Here is a 19,327-nt window from a genome sequence, read left to right as displayed (position 1 = left end):
CCTTGGGTTTTATTTTTTTAATTCTTCAAGAGCTTTTTCGAGTTCGTCTACAATCTTTGCAAAGTTATCGCATGCTGCCTGTACCGGAGCCGGGCTTGCCATATCGACACCTGCAAGTTTTAAGGATTCAATCGGATAGCGTGAGCCTCCCGATTTTAAGAACTTAAAGTAGTCTTCTCTTTCTTTGTCGCCGCCTGAGCAAACTCTTTCGGCAAGAGCCATCGAGGCTGAAATACCTGTTGAATATTTGTAAACATAGAAGGCTCTGTAAAAGTGAGGAATCCTCATTCCTTCCAAATCGCTTACATCTTCAAACACCATTTCGGGACCAAAATAGAGCTCCAAAAGTTTTCTGTATTCGCTTCTTAAATTTTCTACTGTAAGAGGCGTGCCGCTTTCGACGAGGGCGTGAGTAATTTTTTCGTACTCTGCAAACATGGTTTGTCTGTAAAGGGTTGCAAGAATATCGGAAGCTCTAACGCTCAAAAGATAGGCTCTCATTTTCGGGTCGGTACTTGTTTTAAGCATGTGCCTGAATAAAAGCTCCTCGTTAAAGGTAGAGGCAACTTCGGCTTCAAAGATGGTGTAGTGGTAGCAGGGGTAGGGGTTGTTTCTTACCGAATACCATGAGTGCATAGAGTGTCCGCCCTCGTGTACAAGGGTGAATACATCACGGATAACATCTTCTTTATAGTTCATAAGAATGTAGGGATCGCTGTCATATCCGCCTGCCGAAAAGGCTCCTGAGCGTTTGCCCTCATTTTCGTACTTATCTACCCAGCCGTTTAAAAGACCGTTTCGGATTGTTTTAACATATTCTTCTCCGAGAGGTTTTAGGGCTTCGGTGATGATGTCAACGGCTTCGTTATATGGGGTAACTTTTTTTACTTCGCTGACTAAGGGCATGTAAACATCATAGTGGCGGAGTTCTTTTAGGCCTAAATGTTTTTTTAACATGCTGTAGAATTTATGCAAGGGTTTTAAATTCTTATGAATGGTATCTACGAGGTTGTCATAAACGGCTGTAGGAACCTTATCTACATAGAGGGATTTTTCTCTGGCAGAAGCATAGCCCCGTATTTTTGCAAGGGCGACATTTTGCTGAACCTGTCCCGTGTACAGGCTTGCAATTGTGTTTTTATGTGCACCGTATACGCCGTAAAGCTGCTTATAGGCCTTTTCGCGCAAAGCTCTGTCGGGATTTTGCATAAACTTTGAATAAGAAGATTGAGTCAGTTTTATATCTCCTTCTTTTGTTGTGATTGTACCGAAATCAAAGTCTACGTTGGTTAGAACCGAAAAGGCTTGGCTAGGTGTGCCGTGGGGCTCGCTTAAAAGGCTTAAAATCTTTTCTTCCTTGTCGGAAAGGGTGTGGGGTTTTAGGTACAAGGTCTTTTCCAAGGAAACCTTAAAATCGGCAAAGTCCTTTCCTGTGGGGCTTGAAGGGTCAATCCATGAGCGGATTTTTTCTTCAGGGATTTCCATGATGGCGGGCATGAGCCAGCTGGTGGCAGCCGAAAGCTCTGTAACGGTCATCATGTATTTACTTATCCGTTTGATGTTTTCGGGATCTCCCTCGTTTGAAGATTTTTGCAAAAAGGCATAGTTTCCGACCTTTTCCGCAATTCTATCAACCCCTGTTGAAGCCTTTAGGCAGGCAAGCAGGGTTGCCGCATCGATTGTTTCAGGCTTGGAAAAAGCTTCTTTATATTTTAAGATTTCTTTTCCGCCTTCCGGAATAGAAGCAAGGGCTGCTTCCCATTCTTCTTCATTCTTAAAAAGTAATTCAATATTCCATTTGTCGCTTTTGGCGATCTCGGAACGTTTAGGTGTAGTTGAGTTTTTCATGTAATTACTATACAACAATGTTGATAAATAGGCAAGTATCTTAAATCCCATCTAGTTTCTGAATGGACATCTAGCGCCAATACATTGATTGTTCTTTGTGTAGTGAGTACAATGTATTTCAGATTTTTCCATATTTATATTAAAAATTTCTTTAATAAAATCTATAGCCGTAAGCAGCGATATATAGGAATCTCTTTTGCAACACCTTGGTCCTCCAATATTTCCTATTGCTTCAAGTGATTTGGAAGTCATTTTATTTGAAAGTCCCCACGGCTCATTCTCAAGCGGTGTAGATTTAGAAATAATGGAAACAAACATGCCTGTACTTATTCCTGCACCGCAGGCTCCCCAAAATCCGCAAACTCCGCCCGGCACACTTTTTCCTCTTTTTTGCATCTCAATTAGGTCTTGTTCTAAATCAATATCTCCGCCTGCATTTTTATATGCTGTCAATAGTGCAGAACCTACCATCACATGATGTTCAGGCCCGTGCATATGACAAAATGGTGCAGCCATCAGCTTTTCAATAATTTCAATAGGATTCTTACTTTTTTCACTTAAACAAATGCCTATAATTGAATCCATTCCTTTTGTATGGCATTCATTACATACATAATGACCTTTTTCACATCTGGTTTTACTTAATTCTTTTTTGCGGCAAAGTACGCACTCCATCATCTCATCATATTCGAGATACTCCAGCGGTGCCTTACATACTATACATTCATCTTTCATATTTATTATTTTAGTTGTTTTTTATAAATTGTCTAGTGTCAGGAAAAATGATAATTCAATCAATGCTGAGCTTATTAAAGAAAAAATATATAGAACGATTTGCAATTCTATGCTATAATCACAAGCATGAAGCAAAACAATATTCCGCAGCAAACGCATTTTATCGGTGTCTTATTGCCGGATGATATAAGCCTCAGCCTTGAAGATTGCCGGCGATATATGAACAGGGCTTACGGATGTAAGTCGGGACATGGTACTCCAATCCATGTTACTCTTGTTCCTCCGTTCAGATTGCAAAAAGACTATTCAACCGATGATTTAATAAGAGCAATTGAAAAAGAAGTTTTGCCTAAGGGCCTAGGTTTTACGGCTCATATAGATAATTTTGATGCGTTTGGAGATAGAACTCTTTTTGCAAAAGTAGTTGCAGATGAAAATTGGACAAGGCTCCGTGATGAAACCGTAAAAGCAATTTTGAACGCCTGTCCGGGCTCTACCAAAAAAGACCGAAGGCCTTTTCAGCCTCATGCCACTGTTTCAAATCGGGATATTCCAGCGGGGGCAACGGCAAAGGCTCTTCAGGTTATGAATGAATTGAACCTTGTGGATGCTTTTCCGGTTGATAATATCACGATTTTTGAACGGAAAGCCAACAGGTGGGAAGCCGCTGTTACTATGGAATTGCTCATATAGGTCTAAATATAAAGTTGTGCAACAACTTTCTCCAATCACCTTGACAATAAAACGGATTAGTTGTATATTTACATGTGTTAGCTAACACTGTACGCCAAAGAAGGAATCTATGCCGAGGGACAAAACCGCCAATCATATAAAAATTATAGCCGCAGCAAAAGCCGAATTTATGGAGATGGGCTTTGATAAATCTTCTATGCGTAGTATCAGCAAACGCTGCGGTATGACGGCTGCGGGAATATATCGGCATTGTGTAGATAAAGAAGATCTATTCGATCAAATTGTCGCTCCTGCGGTGGACCGCATAAATGCTTGGCTGGATGCACATGTTGCGCGTTATGCGAACGCAGTCCGTCACGAAGAACATGTACAGTGGCGCGATTCAGAAATAGACATGATGCGCGAGATTGTCTATCCGAATATGGAGGAATATCATCTATTACTGGCAAAATCGCGGGGGAGTAAGTACGAGCATTTCCTCCACGATCTTACAGAGGGGCAGCAGGCGCAGCTTTTACAATATCTGCCGATGTTGAAAGCGCAAGGATACGCCGTAAAAGACATAGATTCAAAGGAGCTGCATCTTCTGCTTTCGGCATATACGACCGCTCTTTTTGAACCGGTTATCCATAATTACAGTTTGGAAGAAGCATTACATTGCCTGAAAGCGGTAGAGGCATTCTTTGTTCCGGGCTGGAAGCAGTTATTCGGGTTTTAATAACTTGCATAATTGAATTAGGATAAAGGCTCACCACCTGTCTTTGTTTATAAGAATAGGCGATGAGTTTAAGTAAATGTTAGCTAATGCTAACTGCTGTTTGTTAGCTAACAAAAGGAAGTTTGCTTATGAAGGAAAAAGAAAAAAGTCCTTCGCCTATCGCGTGGGCGTTGGGACAAACAGGGGAACACAAAGGACAATATGTTCTAAGTGTTATCCTCGCAGTTATCGGCGTGGCCTTTTCTATCGCACCGTATTTTGTTGTTGCCGGCATCGTACACGGTTTGATGGGCGGAAACAAAGACCTTTCATATTATATGATACGCTGTCTGATTATTGCAGCGTTCTGGTTTTGCCGTGTACTGTTTCATGCGCTTAGCACATCGACAAGTCATAGGGCAACGTTTGCAGTGCTCGGGGAAATCCGAAAACGCTGCACGGAAAAACTAACAAGAATGCCGCTGGGTGCGGTGTTGGAGCAAAGTTCCGGGGCGCTCAAAAATATACTCATCGAACGTATCGACAGCATTGAAACGACACTGGCGCATATCGTTCCGGAGTTCACCGCAAATTTACTGATCCCCGTCATCATTTTGATCTACATTTTTACCATTGACTGGCGTATGGGGCTGGCTTCTCTTGCAACGATACCGGTTGGCTTTTTCTGTTACGGTCTTATGATGAAGGGCAGTCCTCAATTTTATCAACGCACGGTTACAGCCACAAAGGCGCTCAATGATACGGCGGTTGAATATATCGGCGGTATTCAAGTCATCAAGGTTTTCGGAAATACAAAAAGTTCCTACGACCGCTTCGTGCATGACGCCTATGAAGCAGCTCACAGCTATATCGATTGGATGCGCTCCTGTATTCTCACCTTTACATTCGCCACGGTAATCATGCCCGCCACAATGGTTTCCGTGCTCCCCATCGGCGGTCTTTTGGTAAAAGGTGGATCTCTTCCGCCTCAGAATCTGGTAACAATTATTATTCTCTCTGTCGGCATCATCACGCCGCTTATAACCTTGATGAGTTATTCGGACGACTTTCGAACGATGGGAACTATCTTCGGTGAAGTTCAAAGTATTCTGTATGCTCCCGAAATGGAGCGCCCGTTAGATGGAGCTATTCCAAAAGAAAATACATTGCAGCTGCAGGATGTTCATTTTTCGTATAAGGAAAAGGAAGTGCTTCACGGTATTTCTATGGAAATTCCGGAGGGCAGTTTTATTGCGCTGGTCGGTCCTTCCGGCAGCGGAAAAAGTACCATTGCGCGCCTTATCGCTTCGCTCTGGGATGTGAGCAGCGGCTCAATTTTGCTGGGGGATACGGACATTCGCGAAATTCCGCAAGAGGCCTATTCGGATAAGATCGCCTTTGTTTCTCAGGACAATTATCTATTCAACATGACGGTCAGGGAAAATATCCGCATCGGACGGGCGGATGCAACTGATGCGGAAGTGGAGGAAGCGGCGAGACAAAGCGGTTGCCATGAATTCATTTTGGAGCTGGAGCACGGTTACGATACCGTGGTAGGCACTTCCGGCGGGCATCTTTCCGGCGGTGAGCGGCAGCGTATTTCCATTGCCAGAGCAATGCTGAAAGCGGCGCCCATTATCATTTTGGATGAGGCAACCGCCTACACCGATCCTGAAAACGAAGCGGTTATTCAGCGCTCTATCTCTAAGCTGACGGAGGGTAAGACGCTCATCGTGATTGCGCACCGGCTTTCTACGATTACTGCTGCCGATTGTATTTATGTCATTAAAGACGGTGCCGTTGCAGATAGCGGAACCCATGATGAGCTTCTTTCTCATCACGGGTTATATGAAACGATGTGGAATGCACATATTGAGGTGAAAGATCATGCTTAAAGTTATTAGAAAGTTTTTTGCGTTCTGCGGTGAAGAAAACCGCCAGAAATTTATCACTTCCATTCGGCTCAATGTTATTCAGGCTCTGTTTGAGGCGCTAAAGATTCCGGCGATTGCGGTGATGATTCGGGCGCTGATGAACGGAACGGTAGACACAAAAGATATCCTGCTCTCGTTAGGGATTATGCTGATCAGCATTGCCGGATCGGGATTGCTAAAATCAAAGGCTGTTATGTTGCAGACCGAAGGGGGTTATGACACTTGTGCGAAAAAGCGGGTGGAGATTGCGGAGCACATGCGGTATCTTCCGATGGGATACTTTAACGCCAACAGCCTCGGGCAGATTACATCTATTACAACTAACATAATGGAAAGTCTTGAAAATATTGCGACTCGTGTGGTAATGCTTGTCTGTGACGGCTTGCTTACAACCTCGCTTATTGTCGTCATGCTGTTTTTCTTTGACTGGAGAATCGCCTGTGTGCTGCTCTGCGGTTTTTCGCTGTTTCTTTTTGCAAACAGCCGTCTCCGGATTGCTTCCGAAAAGGTATCGGGAAAAAAGATACGCGCAGATGAAAGGCTCGTCGAAAAGGTTTTGGAATACCTGCAAGGGATGACCGAGGTTAAGGCTTACCGGTTGACGGGAGTAAAGAGCAAGGAATTAAATGAGGCTATCTCGGAAAACAGTAAGATCAATATCGACATGGAAATGACACTGGTTCCCCGCATAGCATTGCAGAGTTTTATCGCCAAGCTTACCGGTGTGTCAATGGTAGCTTTTTCATGCGCATTCTATTGTGCCGGAAGCATGGACGCCTTGACTGCCGTTGTCATGGTAATCTCCGCATTTATCATCTATACCAGTCTGGAAACGGCAGGACAATACTCATCACTGCTGCGCGTGGTTGATATGAGCGTTGACCGGGCGCAGGAAATTCTGAACACGCCGCAGATGGATATATCCGGAGAAACGATTGAACCGGCAGTACGCGATATTACTGCTCAGGATATCGCATTTTCGTATGAGAAGCGAAAGATCATCGACGGGATTTCATTGCATATCCCTGAAAAGACCACGACGGCGATTGTCGGCCCTTCCGGCGGAGGGAAAACCACCTTGGTAAATCTGCTTGCACGGTTCTGGGATGTAGACGGGGGAACCGTTATGCTGGGAGACCGGAATGTGAAGGATTACGATATGGATTCCTTAATGGCGAATTTCAGCTTTGTGTTCCAATCGGTCTATTTATTCCACGACACCATTGCCAACAATATCCGCTTTGGTCAGCCCGGCGCTCCGATGGAGGATGTGATCGCTGCGGCAAAAAAGGCCTGCTGCCATGACTTTATCTCAAGCCTTCCCCAAGGATACGATACGGTTGTCGGTGAAGGCGGCGCAAGTCTTTCCGGCGGCGAGAAGCAGCGCATCTCCATTGCCCGCGCCATGATGAAAAACGCACCGGTCATCTTTTTGGATGAGGCAACTGCCAACATTGATCCCGAAAACGAAAACGAACTGGTGCACGCCATCCAGGCGCTCACCGCCGAAAAGACCGTCATCATGATTGCCCACCGGCTGAAAACCGTAGAGAGAGCCGATCAGATTATCGTCGTAGACCGCGGCAAGATTGTGCAGCAGGGCACACATGCCGAACTGATGGATCAGGACGGCATATACCGCAACTTTATCGGCGAGAGGCGCGAAGCTGCAAGCTGGAAGGTGCATAAATAGTTATATGGAGGTTCCCCTCACTGCGTTCGGGGCGCTACGTCCGCTGTTCCGCTACCGCTCCATTCCTCCACTGCGTTCCGGAACGCCTGCGGCGCAGCTCCCATCGCTAACCTGGGGAATCTGACAGTGGAAAAAAGCCTTAAAAAATGGTATAATATCGGCAAATATATAGAGAGAAAATTTGAAGATAAAGGGAGTGAGGTCATTTGCTGAACTCAATAACTGGAACTTAGAAAGCAAAGAAATAAATCAAGTGTATAAGTTGGCCAGTAAACTTATTAGCTGACAAATTTGAATTTAGGGGGAAATTTATGAGTCGAAAAAAAGCAATTTTCCTTTATTTATTAGGAACCTTAGGGCAAATATGGATGATATTTATTATCGTTTTTATATTGCGTAATTTGGGTATGGTTGTAGATTATACGATGCCAATGGGAATGGTTGCTATTGGAATAGGTGGAGTTTCATCTGCTCTATGGGGAACTATTATTGCAGTTAGATACAAAAAGTACGGTACGAAGAAAATATTAAAGGATTTTTTCGCTATAAAGCAAAACACCGGCAGTTATTTATTCGTTATTGTGTTCTTGTTTTTGGATTTTTGCTATGTTGCATTTGATGGAAAATTAGCGTTGAATGCGTGGTATATTCCTATTATCTTATTTCTTAAAGCAATCCTTTTTGGTGGGATTGAAGAAGTAGGGTGGAGATATGTTTTTCAACCAATTATGATGGAACGCCATAGTTATATTAGTTCAACTTTAATTACTTTTGTTCTATGGGGAATATGGCATTTTTCTTATTTCTACATTGAAGGAACATTGCCGCAAGTACGGGCGTTTGGATTTTTGCTTGGATTGTTGACTAATTGCTTTATTTTATCCGCATTATTTATAAAGACAAACAGTTTGTGGATATGTGTGATGACACATTCGTTAATAAATGTTTTCTCACAATTAGCAGTAGGTGGTAATCAAAATATAGCTTATGCTTGTAAAATAATTATTATAGTAATGGCAACTGTTCTTTCGATTAGAGAGCAAAATAAAAAAGCAACTGATGTGTCAGTTCTTTGAAGAGCGACAAATTTCAGTTTGTCTAACTTAATTAAACAATTAAATAAGTAGTAATTCACGAAATAGTAAATCTGACACTGCATTGACACGCGGGTTGGGTGCTCCGATAAAGTGCACTAACATCTGCCGTATCGGATTTCGAGTGCAGGATTTGATACTGCTGATTATCTGCCTCGCTGTTGTTGTCATGTGGATTTTGGAGCTTTGCAGAGTAGACGGCGAAAACAAAAAATAGCCTGCGCTTCCGTAAATGTATCCGAACCGAAAATCATACTGCTCTCGTTGTAGCCCACGACAGCGGACCTATCCGCTCCTGCTGTACGAGGCGTATAACCGTATAGCGGAAGACGGCTATTTTGGGCTACCCTTGTGAATAATGTTGTTGGTGAAGCAAATCGGAAACAATGTTATTGTTTTCATAGAAGCATTGTTTTTTATTCGTAAAACAATATAAAAGTTTTGGAGCAGTCTAAAACTCAGATGGAAAATGGGCAGCATTCAATCCGTGAACTTGTTGAGGCATAACAGGTGTATAAAGATTTTTCAAACGAATCTTTTAAACCAAGTATCCAAAAAATCCATTTGTTCTTCAGTATGAAACCAATGCTCTCCCTCATCAAAAATCGTTAAGTCCGCATGTATTTTATTCGCAAAATTCGTTATTGTTTCTAAAGAAGTCATATCGTCTTTTTTACCGTAAAGAATGCTGGTAGGAATGTTCCATGCTATAGGATTTTTTCTGACAAAAGAAAGATATTCCCACGATAAGGGTTCGCCGAACTGAATGTTGATGACTTTTTTTAGTCTAAGCTCTTCTTCGGATATCTTTGCCAGTTTCATCATGTGTAAAATGATATTTTCCATATCGACAATGGGGGAAACAAACAGAGCTTTTTTGATCGGTTTTTCCGATAAGGACAACATAGAAAAGTAAGCCCCTATACTGTTTGCAATTAATAAGATTTCATTATAATTTGGAATAAGGGAATCAAAATAGTTTTGAAATTCTTCACCTACCTGCCAAGGTAACTCCGATTTATAATCAAACCCTAAAACATCATAATCGTCATTAAAAAACTTTTTATAGTAAAGCGCTTCGTCGGCAGAACCGCCTTTTCCGTGTATATATACAACTGCATTTTTCATATAAAATACCTCTGACTATTTATATTAAGTGAACGCTTGAGAATTAATTTTTCCTAAAAATCCCCAGTGTTTCGATGTGGTGGGTTTGAGGATAAAAATCGAATAGAAAATGTTTTTCTAACTTGTAGCCGGATACAAGAAGGCTTGCCGTGTCGCGGGCGAATGTTACGGGGTCGCAGGAGATGTAAAAAATTTGACGGGTACCGCTTGAGCAAAGCCAAGACAGGGCTTCCTTGTCTATGCCGATCCTCGGAGGGTCTACAAATACCGTATCGAATTTCAGCTTTGATTCTTTTGTTTTTGCCCAATTTTTCCCGTCCAAGGCATGATAAAAAATTTTAGGAAAACCGCTTTCTTTTTTTTCTCTGACAATTCCGCTTGATGAGCTGTTCCCGTTTATCAAAAAATTTTCTTGGGCATAGGCGAGAGCGTGTTTATTATGTTCTACAAGATGAATCTCTTTTGCCTGATCATAAGCAAAAAGAGAAAATGTTCCTACACCGGAATAAAAATCCAAAACAGAACTTGAAATTTCTGCGTATTCAAAAATCGTGTTTATCAGTTTTTCGGTCATTTCCAAATTAGATTGAAAAAAGCCTAAGGGATTAAATTTAATCCTTTTTCCTGCAAGCCTTACCTCGCAGTCTTTTGCATTATCTTGGGTAAAAATTTTTTCTCCGTCTGAAAAAATGTGGATTCTCGAATTCGGAGTATATTCTTTTAAATTCGATTTTAAAAGATTTCTTATTGCGGGTACTGCAATAGGACAATCCTTTATCTTTACCGAACCGGAACTTTTATTTTCTTTTAAAGAAAGAGAGCCGTCCTTGTCAATGTAAAACTGAAAGCGGGATCTATAATCCCAGTCCGGGCCGCTTACAAAAACACTTTCTTCAAAAAGATTCTTTGCAAGAGATTGCTTTTCAAAAACGGTTTTTTCCTTATTTAAACTCAAGGTTCTATCAAGGGCTTCAAGGGCCATGCTTTTTCTTAAAAAATGCTGATATTCGTCATCGGCTGTTTGGAGGTTGCAACCCCCGCAAGCATAAAAGTAAGGGCACCTAGGTTCTACCCTGTGGGGAGAGTCTTCTAAAATTTTTTCGATTTTTCCCTCGGTATAATTTTTATGTTCTTTTACGATGGAAATTTCCAAGACCTCATCGGGAAGAGAATAGGGAACAAAAACGGTTTTGCCGTCTTTTAAAGAAGCTATACATGAAGCACCGAAAACTATTTTTTTTGTTTTTACGATTTCTTTTTGCATAATTTTAATCTTCTAATCAGCTTGACTTTTTTGCAGGGGCGGAAGGTCGGGATGGAGGGCTCGTAAATTTTCGTAAAACCTGTCTTCAATCTTTATACAGTTTTTTGAAGTTGTTCCGAGTTTTCTGTCCTTTCGGATTGAGCCGTGAAAATCGCTTCCGGCAGTTATGGGCATATCTAGGGATGCCGCCAGTTTTTCTAGCCTTTTACAATCATTGTATTTTGTCGAAGAATTCCAAGCTTCAAGCCCCACAAGACCCTGCCTCTTAAAATCCGCTATAACATCGGGAAGGGAAGACCAAGATAAATAAAGGGACATGGGATGAGCCAAAACGGGAATCCCTCCTGCGGATTTTACGGCAGAAATTGCGGCTGCAAGGTCTGCATTTTCTTTTTCTTCAAAAAAAGGTCTTCCCTTTGCAAAATACTTATCGAAGGCTTCCTGATTTTTTTTGACCATTTTATGGGCTGCCATGTAGGCCGCAAAATGGGGCCTGCCCAAGCCCTGATCTCCGCCCGCAAAATCTCTTACCTTTTCGTATGAAATATCAAAGCCGGCTTTTTTTAATTTTTCGGCCATCCTTTGATTTCTGTTTATCCTTTCATCCTGCAGATCCTGTAAGAGCGAGTTAAGCTCGCGGGAATCTTTACGCAAATCAAGGCCCAATAAATGGAGCTCTCCGGGGCTCCATTTAACGCTTATCTCGACCCCGCGTATAAAAATAATACCCTGCCTTTTAGATTCTGCAGCAGCTTCGTCGAGTCCGCTTAAAATATCGTGATCGGTTAAGGCAAAGGCTGAAATACCCGCCTTTTTAACAGCTGCGGCAAGTTCCGTAGGGGTAAAGGTGCCGTCCGATGCCGTTGAATGAGTGTGTAAGTCCACCATATAAAAAGATTATATCAAAAAAAACAAAGAAGGGCTAGGTTTTTCTTAAAAAATATGCTAGAATAATAGAACGCAAGTTTTGTATTGGGAGGCCGTAATGCCTAAGGCTATTAATTACAAGGCAAATTCAGTAGTTTATTTCTCGGGAGACTTTGATGAACGTGTCTTTCTTTTGAACACGGGCAGCATAGCTCTTACATCTATAGACATTGAAACCGGAGAACAGGTTACCGACTATATAAAGACCGGAGAATTTTTTGGAGTAAAGTCCGCATTGGGCAATTATCCAAGAGAAGAAAGCGCCATGGTTCTAACCGACTCCATAGTTTATTCTTTTACAAGCAAGGAATTTGAAGCATTTGCACAGACGAATACCCGCATTATCTTACAGATGATAAAGGTTTTTTCCCGCCAGCTTAGGACTATTCATAAGCAGTTAGCCTCTCTTTTAGACAGCGAAGAAGAAAAAAACCCTGAAGAAGGGCTTTTTAATGTTATGAATGCCTTTTATTCTTCCCAACATTATAAGGCTGCAGGACAGGTTGGGACAAGGTATAAGGCTATTTATCCTAACGGAAAGTATATTTCACAAGTAGATCAAATTGTTAGAAGTACGGCGGAAGTTGCAGGCCGTTCTTTCGGAAATGCAGAAGGACACAATAATGATGCCGTTTTTGCTCATCACGAAAAACCGGCTGCGGTTACTGACGGCACTGTTCATCTTGCGTATAATAAGGCTGAAGATCTTTTTGAAAAGGGAGAATTTGAAGCTGCCTATGATCAATATCATGCCGTAATTGAAGCAGGGGCGGGCGATGAGATTACAGATAATGCCTATATCGGGGCAGGAAAGAGTTTGCACTCTCAAAAAGAATATGTACGCTGTTTACAGCTTTTAACGGGCTTTATTTCCCAGCATCCCAAGTCTTCAAAGATAGGAGATGCCCTTATGTATCTGGGTATGTGTTATATGGATATGGAAAGACCCGATAAGGCGATTGCCTTTTTTGATAAGGCTGCCATCTTGTCAGGTGCCGATATAATCGGAAAAATTCGGGAACTTCAAAAGGAATGCAGCAGCCGGCTGCAAGGAGCATAAACTATGTCGGATCTTTTTTCTTCATTTTCAAGATTTGCAAAAAGCTTTCCTAAAGGCTCTCTTATATTTGCAGAATTTGAACCCGGTTCATCATTCTATTTGATACAGTCTGGCCGTGTTCAGCTTATAAAAATTATCAACGGATTTGAAAAAAATCTTGATATCTTACAGCCCGGAGAAATCTTCGGAGAGATGGCTATTTTGGATAACTCTCCCCGTTCAGCCTCGGCTATAGCCTATGACGATGTGATGGCCCTCGAATTCAATAAAGAAAACTTTGAAATTTTGATGAAGGGAAATCCGGCTATTGCTATGAGGCTTTTAAAGACCTTTGTAAGGCGAATCTATGCCCAAAGACGCAGGTTTATGATTTTAACCATCGAAGACAGGCCTGCAAGAATTGCAGACGTTTTCTTAATGCTGGATGAAACCCAGCCCAATCTTGACCGCAGTACTGAGATGCGTTCCTTTGACACGACAATTGAAGAGGTTGCCCGCTGGGCCGGTCTTTCAAAAGAAGAAACCGAAGACAATATGCGGAAATTTATAGATCAGGGCAGAATTTCCGTCTATGACGATAGAATTATAGTACAAAACATGACAGACTTAACCCGTTATGTTAATACTCGCCGCTCAAAAGAGCAAAATCTATATGTATTATAAGGCAGGATCCTTGTGAACAATAAAAAAGATTATTATCTTCCTTTTTTGCTTACTGCAATAGTTATTGTTGTAGACCAAGTTACTAAAATTTTGGTTGTACAATATATGTCCGTGAATGAGGTAATTCCGGTGATAGGAGACCTTGTAAATTTGAGGTTTGTATACAATACCGGAGCGGCCTTTAGTCTTGGAGCCGGTTTTGGAGAATTTGCAAGAAAGATATTGTTGGTTTTTTTACCGTTTTTGCTCTTGATAGCTCTTACCGGAGCATATCTAAAGTCTGCTGAACTTACAAGGGCTCAAAGATGGTTTATATGCGGAATACTGGGCGGTGGCTTTGGAAACCTTATAGACCGTTTTTTTAGATCTGAAGGTGTTGTGGATTTCATCGATGTAAAATTTTTCGGTATTTTGGGAATGGAACGCTGGCCGACCTTTAATGCTGCCGATTCCTTTATCGTTTGCTGCGGAATAGGGCTTGGTGTAAATTTAATTTTACAGGGTATCAAACAAAAAAAACTTAAAGACAGCTAAACCGGAGCCATTATGTTTAAAAAATCTATCTTTCTCTTATTTTTAGCCTTTTACATGCTTTTAGCTTTTTCATGCCGGCCGGCAATAAAAGAATATTCTAAAACATGGTTGTCTATTGGAACCGTTTGCAGAGTCCGCATCCTTACCTCCGAGCCTCAAAAAAAAGCGGAAGAAGTTTTGGAAAAGGTTTATGCCGAGCTGATAAAACTTGATTCAATTTTTAATGCAAACACCGATAATATTTCCGCAGAAAATAATAATCTAAAAGGTCTGACTACTGTAAACGAGTCGGAACTTGAGCGCTTAAACAAAGAGGCCGGTCTTTCTCCTTTAGAGGTTTCGCCCGAATTGTACGAGCTTTTGCAAATTTCGCTTATTATGGCGGAGCTTACAGATGGGGCTTTTAATCCGGCTATCGGCCCCTTAGTAAAACTTTGGAACATTGGCTTTGAAAATGAGGCCGTTCCTTCGCCTGAGAACATTAAAGAGGTCCTGCCTCTTTTAGACTATAAAAACATAATCCTAAGTGAAAAAAATAAGGTCTTTTTACAAAAAGAAGGTATGAGGTTGGACCTTGGCGGGATTGCAAAAGGTTATGCAGCCGATAAAATTGCAAAAATACTTTTAGAGCATGGCATAAAAGATTTTCTAATAGACCTTGGCGGAAATATCCTGGTTTCCGGTAAAAATCCGTCGGGAAAAACTTGGAAGACTGCTTTACGGAATCCGGTAATAGGAAAACAAAACCCTGTTGTAAGTATGAATCTTCAAGATGCTTCACTTGTAACATCAGGCAACTATGAAAGATTTATAGAAAAAGACGGGATAATTTATCATCATATCTTCGATTCAAAGACGGGTTATCCTGTACAAAACCGCTTAAATGCTTCTTCTATTGTAAGTGAAAGCTCTACCCTTGCCGATGCTCTTTCTACATCAAGCTATGTTTTGGGAGAAGAAAAAACAAGGGCTCTTTTACAAAAATTGATAACAGTGGATTTTCCCCTTATAGGTAAGCCTAAAATGCCCGCCTGTTTTTTATTTTATAAGGATAATTCCATTTCTGCTTTTGGGAATGATGATATTTCTGTTGAAATTATCGATCAGGATTTTTTTATAAAAAAGTAGATTAAATTTTGCTCAAAAAAAGAAAAGAACCCCCGAAAGGAGGATACGGGGGTTCTTTTGAAGTAGTATGTGTATCTTTTCTGTGTGTAGCGATAATCTATCAAATTAAATAAAAATTGTCAAGTGTTTTTAAGAAAAAAATGTATTTTTATTACTTTTATTACTATTTTGTGCGGTTTATTCTAAAATCTCTATTTATTGCTAAAATCTACCCTATATTCCATATATTTTATCTTCTTTTTTTCGATAGCATCTTTTAAAGCTTTTTCAACAGGACTCAGAGCTGATGAGCCTGTTTTTATTTCTATAAAGCTTATATCGGTAATAGTCCCTTGGGAAGCACCGTTAAAGGCAATATAGTCTACAGGCTGACCTATAAAGCGTATTTCTGTGGGGTTTGCAGGAAAATCGGGGAAAAAAGGAGCCAGCTGCTCTGAAAGCTGTCCGTTTAATACCGCTCGTGATCGTTTTACGGCATCTTTTCTTGCTTCATTTAGCTTTTTTAGATTTAAACTCCTTTCCTTGTATTTTCCGATGACCAAACCGAGTAAAAAGAATATTAGAATTATAAATATCCCTAAAGCAATCTTAATCAATCATTTCCTCCAAATATTTGGGTTCCTGCGGCTCTTCTATATTTTCTTCTTTTTCAAAGTTATCTTCCCCCGTTATGCCGCCGATACCGTAAAAAGATAAAATATTACTGGAAAAGGATGAAGTAAATTTTATCAATTCTGCCATTTTAAAAATATCGGCAAGCCGTTGAGATATTTGTTTTTCCGTTTCAATTTGAGGCCGTTGATATAGATTTTGTGTATTCTGCGCTATAAATTCATTAAATTCCGCCTTTAGAACAAAATTTCTAATATATAGGAGTTCGGGACGGTATTCAAAGTGCATATTATCCCAGAGCGTCCACTTACCGCCCCAGATAAAACCTTCGCTTTCAAAGGCTTCTATTACGGCCTTAGGAGGAATCCATCTTCTGTAAGGCATTATTTTCATCCAATAATCATTACGGGCAGCTTCCCAAAACCAATAGATTTTTTTATTCTTGTAGTTTGCCGGTAAAAGATCGATAGCCGATCCCCAGCTGTGGTTGCTCAGTTTACCGGAATCTGCTATAACCCTCCAATTAAAACTCCAACACTGGTTTAGTTCTTTTAAAAATTTTTTAACTTCTGTGTTTGTTTTTTGGGCTGCGTATATTTTTGTTTGAACACGCCTTAAAGGCTCTACAACTCGCTGATGGACCCATACATCATACCCCAAGAAACGGGAGCGGCGTATTTGTTTTATAATCTCGTTGCGGTTTTTTCCGTTGAATAAAAGCATAAAAAAAGTGTAATTTGGGGGAGGGGCAGCTTTTCTATTCTTTATTAGACTCTCCGGTTTTAATGCCGATATAAGTTCTTCAGAAAAGTCTTTAGGGTTTTGTACCTCATCGGAATAAAAGTAAGAAATTATGGGAGCCCATTTTTGCCGATTTTGAATATCTTTTTTTGGTAAAAGTCTTCCATCTGCCCAATACAAATTTTGATTTCTTATCGTTATAAACCAATCGTTTAATTCCGAATCAAAGGAAATATTCTTTACAAGGTCAGGATAGGCCGTTTGAATGGCTTTTAAACTAAGCCATGGATTATCAAGATTAACATTAAAGGCAGCAAGTTTGTCTCTGTTTTCGCATGGGACAATGCTTAAATTGCCTATAAAAAATAAAATAAAAAGAAGTTGTTTAAAATTGTTTAAAACTGTTTGCATTTTGGTGCTATCTAAGTACTGAGTCAACAAGAGCCTTAAAATCTTTATTTTCAGGTTTTATCGGTTCCGTTTTACGGATAATAAATACTCCGTCCTCGTTTACTATTGTTTGCTCTTCGTTTATATCAAGCAAAGGCACAGGCTCACTTTCTCCTACTACATCCAGAGTACCCAAGATTGGGCTTTCGTCATACTTTCCCCACATTGAACGTATAGGGCTATAATCTTCGGTAATGTATTCAACCTTTTTAGCTTCTGCCTTTTCCAATTCCGAAATAGGAACATCAAGTTCGGAAAAATCCAAACCTGAGATAGTATATCCTAAATCATTTAAACGGAGCATTGGGTCATCCATATCTTCTATTTCGCTGAGCTCTTCGAGGGCCTCGGCGTCTTCTGCTTCACCGAGCTCTTCTATGGCTTCAGCTTCTTCTACTTCGCTGAGTTCTTCTACGGCTTCAGCGTCTTCGACTTCATCGAGCTCTTCGACAGGCTCAGCTTCGTCTACTTCACCGAGATCTTCTACGGCTTCAGCTTCTTCTGCTTCACCGAGTTCTTCTACAGTCTCAGCGTCTTCGACTTCATCGAGATCTTCTACGGCTTCAGCTTCTTCTATTTCGCCGAGTTCTTCGACGGCATCAGCTTCTTCTATTTCATCGAGTTCTTCTACAGTCTCAGCGTCTTCTACTTCATCGGGTTCTTTGACAACTTCATCGACTTCCTTGACCTCAGAGGCCGGTTTTGGCTTATCGGAAACATCCTTTTGAGCTTTGACCGCCTCCATCAAAAGATTTATAAGCTCTTCAGCTTTTATATTTTTTAGATCTTGGGTAAGAGATTTGTTTCTTGAGGTTTTGTTTATAATATCAAATATTTCCTGCCAACTATTTTGTAAGAGATCATCTATTTCTTTTCCCTTAGTTTCAAGAATTTTTTTCCCTAATCCTTTTTTTATTTCTGCATTTACTTCATGCCGATGATACTCAAGTTCTTTTTGCAGCTCTGCCCAATTTTCGTTTTGAGATGTTTTTAAATAGTTTTTTAGAATTGACCAATGCAGCGCCTGAATTTTATTTTGAGCAATAAATAAGCGGTTTCTTTTTATATTTAATAATAAAAAGGACATTAAAAATATTGTCACAAAAACCGTAAATACCAAAAAATACTTAACGGTCATGGGGAACATAAAAACATCTTTTTCGGTTATCCGGCCTACATAACCAAAATCGGATTTTTTTGTAATAAGAACCCAGCGATCCTCGCCTTCAAGGCCTATTATGCGTACATTTTGAGGTAACCTTTCCCAGTCATTGAGAACGGCTTCCTTTAATTCCGGAGAAACAACATTATGGTTACCCGTCAAAAGCCCGATTATGGTATGGGATTCGTCGGCGAGGAGGGCTAAACCGTCGCTGATTGAAAGGATGTTTTCTGAAACCAAATGATATAAAAAGCTGTTCCCTGAGATATAAAAAACAGCCGTTCCCCTATATACATCATAGGTATCATAAAAAGGCAAACAATATAGAATCACATCAAAAGCCGTTGAAGCCGTAATTTTTACTTCCGACTTGTCTGCAGATGCTATATGTTGGTATGGAATTAAATTGCCTGCATCGTTGTACCTTTTATATGAAAGCATTGAGTTTGTCTTGCTTAGAATGTCTTCCGGAAAGGTACTAAAGTGAATTTTTTGATATTGTGAATCGATTATCCGCAATCCTGCAAATCCGGGGACTGTCGATATTATTTTTGAAATGATATTATTTCGTGCTTCTATGTCGGATTGGTCTTGATCCTGCTTTACTGCTGACATTAATGCTTCTTCACGAAGGAAATTTTTAAATAACTCGGTGTTTTCTTTATTCCAAGCTATAAAAGTTTTTTCAATCTCTTTTAGGTTTTCATTGATATGCCGTAATATGGAAGGTTTATATATTTTCGTTTCCGTAAAAGATTCATAATCTGAGGCCGTTAAATATAAAAGACCCGAAAATATGGCTAGAGAGATAACTAAACTTATAAAAACTTTTAAACTTGTGCGCAACTTAAATCTCCAATACCTATTTTATCATATTTATAAAGGATTAGTAAACCCTCTACAATATGCTAAATTCTAAGGCGGAATTAATTATACCTCATTACAGTATCGGCGTATTTTTACA

17 protein-coding genes are annotated in these 19,327 nt (G+C 40.5%); 9 read left to right on the top strand and 8 right to left on the bottom strand.

Translation table 11 applies throughout. The features are described from left to right. Positions 1-9 precede the first annotated feature (9 nt). Together pepF and HGJ18_RS09365 are read right to left on the bottom strand one after the other, a co-directional pair. Positions 10-1,848, bottom strand: a complete 1,839-nt coding sequence (pepF, locus tag HGJ18_RS09370) for an oligoendopeptidase F (protein ID WP_253696114.1) — start codon at positions 1,846-1,848, stop codon at positions 10-12. Between the two features lie 51 nt (positions 1,849-1,899). Continuing rightward, on the bottom strand, positions 1,900-2,583 hold the full coding sequence (locus HGJ18_RS09365) for a DUF5714 domain-containing protein (RefSeq protein WP_002673563.1): 684 nt from the start codon (positions 2,581-2,583) through the stop codon (positions 1,900-1,902). A gap of 126 nt (positions 2,584-2,709) precedes the next feature. Here HGJ18_RS09365 and HGJ18_RS09360 point away from each other — a divergent pair, with 126 nt between their 5' ends. The 5 genes from HGJ18_RS09360 (at position 2,710) to HGJ18_RS09340 (ending at position 8,676) form a co-directional block, all read left to right on the top strand. Next, positions 2,710-3,276 (top strand): 2'-5' RNA ligase family protein, encoded by a 567-nt coding sequence (locus tag HGJ18_RS09360; protein ID WP_253698327.1) that lies wholly within the window; start codon positions 2,710-2,712, stop codon positions 3,274-3,276. A gap of 109 nt (positions 3,277-3,385) precedes the next feature. Further along, on the top strand, positions 3,386-3,994 hold the full coding sequence (locus HGJ18_RS09355) for a TetR/AcrR family transcriptional regulator (RefSeq protein ID WP_253696113.1): 609 nt from the start codon (positions 3,386-3,388) through the stop codon (positions 3,992-3,994). A gap of 128 nt (positions 3,995-4,122) precedes the next feature. Next, positions 4,123-5,868 carry an ABC transporter ATP-binding protein gene (locus HGJ18_RS09350; RefSeq protein ID WP_253696112.1) on the top strand — a complete coding sequence of 582 codons (1,746 nt, stop codon included), beginning with the start codon at positions 4,123-4,125 and terminating at the stop codon, positions 5,866-5,868. Next, positions 5,861-7,600, top strand: a complete 1,740-nt coding sequence (locus tag HGJ18_RS09345; protein ID WP_253696111.1) for an ABC transporter ATP-binding protein — start codon at positions 5,861-5,863, stop codon at positions 7,598-7,600. The genes HGJ18_RS09350 and HGJ18_RS09345 overlap by 8 nt, the downstream gene beginning before the upstream one ends. 311 nt (positions 7,601-7,911) lie before the next feature. Continuing rightward, positions 7,912-8,676 carry a CPBP family intramembrane glutamic endopeptidase gene (locus HGJ18_RS09340; RefSeq protein WP_253696110.1) on the top strand — a complete coding sequence of 255 codons (765 nt, stop codon included), beginning with the start codon at positions 7,912-7,914 and terminating at the stop codon, positions 8,674-8,676. 543 nt (positions 8,677-9,219) lie between these two features. On the opposite strand, the gene HGJ18_RS09335 is transcribed toward HGJ18_RS09340, so the two are convergent. From HGJ18_RS09335 to HGJ18_RS09325, 3 genes are read right to left on the bottom strand one after another with little or no spacing between them, the layout of a single operon-like run. Beyond that, positions 9,220-9,822, bottom strand: coding sequence for an alpha/beta hydrolase (locus HGJ18_RS09335; RefSeq protein ID WP_253696109.1), 603 nt, complete (start codon positions 9,820-9,822; stop codon positions 9,220-9,222). Positions 9,823-9,865: 43 nt separating this feature from the next. Further along, positions 9,866-11,086, bottom strand: a complete 1,221-nt coding sequence (locus HGJ18_RS09330; RefSeq protein ID WP_253696108.1) for a class I SAM-dependent RNA methyltransferase — start codon at positions 11,084-11,086, stop codon at positions 9,866-9,868. A gap of 12 nt (positions 11,087-11,098) precedes the next feature. Next, complete coding sequence (locus HGJ18_RS09325; RefSeq protein ID WP_253696107.1) at positions 11,099-11,974, bottom strand: PHP domain-containing protein; 876 nt, start codon at positions 11,972-11,974, stop codon at positions 11,099-11,101. Between the two features lie 97 nt (positions 11,975-12,071). On the opposite strand from HGJ18_RS09325, the gene HGJ18_RS09320 reads away from it, so the two are divergent. The 4 genes from HGJ18_RS09320 to HGJ18_RS09305 are packed head-to-tail and all read left to right on the top strand — an operon-like array spanning position 12,072 to position 15,398. After that, positions 12,072-13,073: a cyclic nucleotide-binding domain-containing protein gene (locus tag HGJ18_RS09320; RefSeq protein WP_253696106.1), complete on the top strand. Its 1,002-nt coding sequence runs from the start codon at positions 12,072-12,074 to the stop codon at positions 13,071-13,073. 3 nt (positions 13,074-13,076) lie between these two features. Next, positions 13,077-13,736, top strand: coding sequence for a Crp/Fnr family transcriptional regulator (locus HGJ18_RS09315; protein WP_002667217.1), 660 nt, complete (start codon positions 13,077-13,079; stop codon positions 13,734-13,736). A 12-nt stretch (positions 13,737-13,748) separates the two neighbouring features. After that, positions 13,749-14,270: a signal peptidase II gene (gene lspA, locus HGJ18_RS09310; protein ID WP_253696105.1), complete on the top strand. Its 522-nt coding sequence runs from the start codon at positions 13,749-13,751 to the stop codon at positions 14,268-14,270. Positions 14,271-14,282: 12 nt separating this feature from the next. Further along, positions 14,283-15,398, top strand: coding sequence for an FAD:protein FMN transferase (locus HGJ18_RS09305; protein WP_253696101.1), 1,116 nt, complete (start codon positions 14,283-14,285; stop codon positions 15,396-15,398). 191 nt (positions 15,399-15,589) lie between these two features. Here HGJ18_RS09305 and HGJ18_RS09300 read toward each other — a convergent pair whose 3' ends face one another. Genes HGJ18_RS09300 through HGJ18_RS09290 form a run of 3 tightly spaced genes read right to left on the bottom strand, consistent with a single transcriptional unit; the run spans position 15,590 to position 19,209 of the window. Continuing rightward, positions 15,590-15,994: a Holliday junction resolvase-like protein gene (locus tag HGJ18_RS09300; protein WP_253696099.1), complete on the bottom strand. Its 405-nt coding sequence runs from the start codon at positions 15,992-15,994 to the stop codon at positions 15,590-15,592. Then, positions 15,987-17,189, bottom strand: a complete 1,203-nt coding sequence (locus tag HGJ18_RS09295) for a M15 family metallopeptidase (RefSeq protein ID WP_366793012.1) — start codon at positions 17,187-17,189, stop codon at positions 15,987-15,989. Before HGJ18_RS09295 ends, HGJ18_RS09300 begins: the two co-directional genes overlap by 8 nt. Beyond that, positions 17,170-19,209, bottom strand: a complete 2,040-nt coding sequence (locus HGJ18_RS09290; protein ID WP_253696095.1) for a P1/P2 acidic ribosomal protein — start codon at positions 19,207-19,209, stop codon at positions 17,170-17,172. The genes HGJ18_RS09295 and HGJ18_RS09290 overlap by 20 nt, the downstream gene beginning before the upstream one ends. Positions 19,210-19,327: the final 118 nt, after the last annotated feature.

The organism is Treponema denticola (assembly GCF_024181405.1).
Classification (GTDB): domain Bacteria; phylum Spirochaetota; class Spirochaetia; order Treponematales; family Treponemataceae; genus Treponema_B; species Treponema_B denticola_D.
This window is presented reverse-complemented; position numbering and strand designations above follow the sequence as displayed.

What these genes read in the sequence shown, in the direction of transcription:
- HGJ18_RS09340 (WP_253696110.1), top strand. Translation starts at nt 7,912, where the DNA reads ATGAGTCGAAAAAAAGCAATTTTCCTTTATTTATTAGGAACCTTAGGG.
- HGJ18_RS09360 (WP_253698327.1), top strand. Translation starts at nt 2,710, where the DNA reads ATGAAGCAAAACAATATTCCGCAGCAAACGCATTTTATCGGTGTCTTA.
- HGJ18_RS09350 (WP_253696112.1), top strand. Translation starts at nt 4,123, where the DNA reads ATGAAGGAAAAAGAAAAAAGTCCTTCGCCTATCGCGTGGGCGTTGGGA.
- HGJ18_RS09320 (WP_253696106.1), top strand. Translation starts at nt 12,072, where the DNA reads ATGCCTAAGGCTATTAATTACAAGGCAAATTCAGTAGTTTATTTCTCG.
- HGJ18_RS09365 (WP_002673563.1), bottom strand. Translation starts at nt 2,583, where the DNA reads ATGAAAGATGAATGTATAGTATGTAAGGCACCGCTGGAGTATCTCGAA.
- HGJ18_RS09305 (WP_253696101.1), top strand. Translation starts at nt 14,283, where the DNA reads ATGTTTAAAAAATCTATCTTTCTCTTATTTTTAGCCTTTTACATGCTT.
- HGJ18_RS09325 (WP_253696107.1), bottom strand. Translation starts at nt 11,974, where the DNA reads ATGGTGGACTTACACACTCATTCAACGGCATCGGACGGCACCTTTACC.
- HGJ18_RS09315 (WP_002667217.1), top strand. Translation starts at nt 13,077, where the DNA reads ATGTCGGATCTTTTTTCTTCATTTTCAAGATTTGCAAAAAGCTTTCCT.
- HGJ18_RS09330 (WP_253696108.1), bottom strand. Translation starts at nt 11,086, where the DNA reads ATGCAAAAAGAAATCGTAAAAACAAAAAAAATAGTTTTCGGTGCTTCA.
- HGJ18_RS09335 (WP_253696109.1), bottom strand. Translation starts at nt 9,822, where the DNA reads ATGAAAAATGCAGTTGTATATATACACGGAAAAGGCGGTTCTGCCGAC.
- HGJ18_RS09355 (WP_253696113.1), top strand. Translation starts at nt 3,386, where the DNA reads ATGCCGAGGGACAAAACCGCCAATCATATAAAAATTATAGCCGCAGCA.
- pepF (WP_253696114.1), bottom strand. Translation starts at nt 1,848, where the DNA reads ATGAAAAACTCAACTACACCTAAACGTTCCGAGATCGCCAAAAGCGAC.
- HGJ18_RS09345 (WP_253696111.1), top strand. Translation starts at nt 5,861, where the DNA reads ATGCTTAAAGTTATTAGAAAGTTTTTTGCGTTCTGCGGTGAAGAAAAC.